This window comes from Paenibacillus sp. MER TA 81-3, from assembly GCF_023713585.1.
GTDB lineage: Bacteria > Bacillota > Bacilli > Paenibacillales > Paenibacillaceae > Paenibacillus_B > Paenibacillus_B profundus.
In genome coordinates, this window is sequence record NZ_JAMAWB010000132.1 from 1 (window position 1) to 255 (window position 255).

Consider the following 255-nt stretch of genomic DNA (forward strand, 5'->3'; position numbering starts at 1 on the left):
AGCCACGGTGGATTATGCCACCGGTCAAATCGTTTGGCAGGAGGATGAGCAGTACACAGCCGAGACCTTTTTGAGCTTTCTTGAAAAGATTGTTACTCAATACCCTGCAGGCCAAATCGCAATCGTGTTAGATAATGCACGCATTCATCATGCCAAGCTGCTGCAGCCATTTTTGGATAAAATGAAAGGGCGTCTTGAACTTGTGTTTCTGCCCCCATACAGCCCGCATCTCAACGTTGTTGAAGGGTTATGGAA

1 protein-coding gene is annotated in these 255 nt (G+C 47.1%); it reads left to right on the forward strand.

What is annotated here, in order from left to right; all coding sequences use genetic code 11:
- Nucleotides 1-255, forward strand: a 255-nt coding sequence (locus M3650_RS31565; protein ID WP_251580308.1) for a transposase, incomplete at both ends; no start/stop codon positions are given.